Here is a 335-nt window from a genome sequence, read left to right as displayed (position 1 = left end):
CTGTTGCAGCCCGGCGCCGGTCACGCTCGCAGCCGCGCCCTGGGGGGCTATCTGCAACACCTCAAAGGCCTGCCGCCCCAGACCCTGCAAGCCCTGGCCGACAGTTGCCCCGACGACACCGCGCCCCACAGCCTGGACTGGGCCCAGGTCCAGCGCCTGGAGCGTTCGACACTGGTGCGCTTTGGTCCCCATGGCGCCAGCCACGGCATTCTCACCCGGCTCGACGGCGCCGCCTTGCGGGCCGATCTGCAACGCTCTCACCATGCGTTGCAGGAACACTGTCAGGCGCCGCTGGGGGTCTATTGCTACCCCAATGGCGATCACAACCCCGAGGT

1 protein-coding gene is annotated in these 335 nt (G+C 69.0%); it reads left to right on the top strand.

The features are described from left to right. Positions 1-335 (top strand): polysaccharide deacetylase family protein (locus BLX41_RS04765; RefSeq protein WP_148059683.1); only part of this gene is annotated, 335 nt, incomplete at both ends.

The organism is Pseudomonas protegens, from assembly GCF_003732485.1.
In the GTDB taxonomy this organism is placed as follows: domain Bacteria; phylum Pseudomonadota; class Gammaproteobacteria; order Pseudomonadales; family Pseudomonadaceae; genus Aquipseudomonas; species Aquipseudomonas protegens_B.
This window is presented reverse-complemented; position numbering and strand designations above follow the sequence as displayed.